This is a genomic window from Streptomyces sp. NRRL B-24572, from assembly GCF_002156145.1.
Taxonomy (GTDB): Bacteria; Actinomycetota; Actinomycetes; order Streptomycetales; family Streptomycetaceae; genus Streptomyces; species Streptomyces vietnamensis.
The window spans coordinates 1-2,761 of the sequence record NZ_MWIG01000007.1 but is presented as its reverse complement, the minus strand read 5'-3'; the positions used below and the strand labels follow the sequence as shown (position 1 = coordinate 2,761).

Below are 2,761 nucleotides of genomic sequence, written 5' to 3'. Positions count from 1 at the left end.
CTGCCCCGCTACCAGCACGCTGTCCAGGGCGTGCTGGTAGCGGGGCAGTAGGCGTAGGAGGACCTGGGCGGCTGCGCGGGCCGGCTGGTTGGGCACGGCGATGCCGTTCGGCTCCTGGACGCCGGCGAAGTGATGCGGCTTGATACGGGGGCCGACGGGCTCGAGCGGCGCCACGACGAACTGGTGCCGGTACAAGGGCCGGTCGGTGATGTAGAGCTGTCGTCCGTCCTGGTGGGAAAGGACTGCGTGGCGGCTGAGGACGTACTGGCTGACGATGTAGTCGACGTGGCCGGCGTCCCAGAGACCCTCGGCTGCGGCGAACTGCTCGTCGTAGGAGCCGTGTTCTTCGTACTCGCTGGTCCAGTGGCCCGGCAGCCGGTCCGCCAGGGCGGCGGCGAAAGCGGAGAGATCCGTGCGTGAGGTGAGCATGTGCTCCCTGGAGGACGAGGGGAAGGGACGCTTCTAGCGACGAGAACGCGGGGGGCCGGACGGGGCCGAAGGGCCCGGAGGCGACGGGCGGGAAGCGGCCGTCCGGTCGGCCTGTTCCTCGCCTGGACCCACGGCGGGCGGGTCGTAGTGGGCCCGCAGGTTCTCCCAGTCCGCCCGGGCGACCTGCATCAGAGCGGACCGGATACTGCGGCCAGCCGCACGCAGGAGGTTTGCGGCCTCAGGCGTGTGGCGGTGCTCGTGGCCGGCCCAGAGAGCGAGAGCCACGAAGTGGCCGGCGATGTGATCGAGCAGGGGAGCCGTGGCTCCGAAGAGCTGCTGGGTGACGGCGCTGACCTCGGCGGGTGTCTCCGCCTCGGCCAGCACCGTGAGGTACCGATTCAGGTCGGGCAGCGGCAACGGCTCGTCCGGGAGCGGGTGCGCGGACAGGAAGGGCTCGGCGTCCCGGCGGGCGTAGCGGTGGAGAGCGGCGGGTGTCGCATTGCCGTCGTGCGGTTCGGAGCCAGGTGTCACCGATGGTCACCGCGCCCGGTCCGGTTCTGGTTCGAGCCGGGTTTCTCATGGCCGGTGGAATCCGTGGTGTGCTTGGTGACGAGAAGGTACAGGGCTGCGGCACCGACGAGGAGAAGGGGCGCGCAAGCGGACAGGCATATGGCTGCCGGGACTTGCGGGATCCCAAGGCCGCCGGAGACGAGGACCGCGACGGCCCGCACGGCGATCACGATGGCCAGCAGCGGCCAGAAGCCGTCCCCTTCGAACGGGATGGAGCGCAGCCCGACGATGGCGGCGAGGGTCAGGGCGACCAGTCCGTCGACGACTGCGAGGGACAGCAGGGCAGGAAACGGGGGGAGTACGGGATCATTGAACCTGGGCAGGAAGTCGATGATGGTGAGCAGACCGAGCGCGGTGAGCCCGGCAATTTTGATGTGCTCCCATGAGGAGGTCTGGCGCCCGGAGCAGGGCGAGGCCGTGTCAGGGGCTACTGCTGGAGTGGGCATGCGGTACCTCCGAAAGGGTCTTCGGGCGTGCGGCGTTGAGCCGAGTGCGGCGAACGAGCTGACCAGAGCTCTGGTCGCCTGGCGTGAGCACGCGGAGGGCTCAGTGCATTCGGGCGTCGGTGTCGAAGAGCGCCAGCTCGTGGCTGTGCAGAAGATGTTGAACGATGAATGATCGTCCGGCGACCTTCCACAGGCCGCGTCCGCGGTTGAGGTGGGCGATGGCGTCCATCTCGACCGAGGTGAGGCCGAGCAGGGAGGCTGCGGCCTGGAGCTGGTCGTTCTCCTGGCGGTAGATGATGCGGGTGGAGCAGTCGGCGAGGAGGCCCTCGGCGAGAGCGCGGCCCTGTGATCCGGCGTCGCCGGCGGTGAGCAGGTCGGACAGACGGTGGATCACCAGGAGGTTGGCGATGCCGAGGCCGCGGGAGAGCTTCCACTGGGCCTGCATCCGCTGTAGCAGGCCGACGTGCCGCATCAGGCGCCATGCCTCGTCGTACACGATCCAGCGCCGGCCGCCGTTCGGGTCGGACAGGGCGGACTCCATCCAGGCGGAGGCACAGGTCATGGCCAGGACGAGGGCCGTGTCGTCTCCCGAGCCGCCGAGCCGGGAGAGGTCGATGGTGAGCATCGGTGCGTTCGGGTCGAAGGCGACGGTGGAGGGGGCATCGAACATGCCGGCGAGGTCGCCGTGGACCAGGCGCCGCATCGCGTGGGCCAGGTCGCGGGCCGCGTCGCCGAGCTGTCCGGACATGATCCCGGCTGCTTCGTCGAGCGCTCGGGGATCGTTGAGGGTCGCGGCGATGTCACCCAGGAGCGGGGTGCGGCCGGTGGCGGCAGCGTGGCTGACGACGGCGTCCAGGGCGATGTCCAGGGCGGTGTGCTCCATGGGCATCAGGTCCCGGCCCAGGACGGTCCGGGCGAGGGAGCCGAGCAGGAGCAGGCGCCGTTTGCGGATCTCGCCGACCCAGTCGGCCTCCGAGGCGCCCGCGGGGCGCGGGGCCGCGTCGAGTGGGTTCAATCGCCCGGGCAGTCCGGGCCCGAGGGCCACGGACCGTCCGCCGAGGGCCTCTGCCACCGGTGTCCACTCGCCCTTCGGGTCACACGGGACGTAGACGCGGTACCCGAAGGCGATCGAGCGCAGCGCGAAGGACTTGGCCAGCGCGCTCTTGCCCTGGCCGATAACGCCGGCCAGGAGGAGGTTCGGGTTGGTGAAGCCCTCGACCTTGCCGTACAGCGCGAAGGGATCGAAGACGAAGGACGCCTCGGCGTGGAAGGCATCTACATCGGGCGCGACGTCCACGCCGAGGCGTCCTTCGTCT

At 70.2% G+C, this 2,761-nt stretch carries 3 protein-coding genes and 1 pseudogene; all 4 read right to left on the bottom strand.

Annotated features, from left to right (window positions below; all coding sequences use genetic code 11):
- Positions 1-429, bottom strand: a pseudogene (locus CCN56_RS00485) (hypothetical protein); the annotation flags it as partial.
- A gap of 33 nt (positions 430-462) precedes the next feature.
- A complete protein-coding gene (locus CCN56_RS00480; protein WP_086822036.1) occupies positions 463-960 on the bottom strand; it encodes a hypothetical protein in 498 nt (165 codons plus the stop codon).
- The gene (locus tag CCN56_RS00475; RefSeq protein WP_086822034.1) at positions 957-1,445 is read right to left on the bottom strand and encodes a hypothetical protein; all 489 of its coding nucleotides are present in this window, start codon (positions 1,443-1,445) and stop codon (positions 957-959) included. Before CCN56_RS00475 ends, CCN56_RS00480 begins: the two co-directional genes overlap by 4 nt.
- 100 nt (positions 1,446-1,545) lie before the next feature.
- Positions 1,546-2,761: ATP-binding protein (locus CCN56_RS00470; RefSeq protein ID WP_107484071.1), on the bottom strand; the 1,216-nt coding region annotated here is incomplete at its 5' end.

What these genes read in the sequence shown, in the direction of transcription:
- CCN56_RS00475 (WP_086822034.1), bottom strand. Translation starts at nt 1,445, where the DNA reads ATGCCCACTCCAGCAGTAGCCCCTGACACGGCCTCGCCCTGCTCCGGG.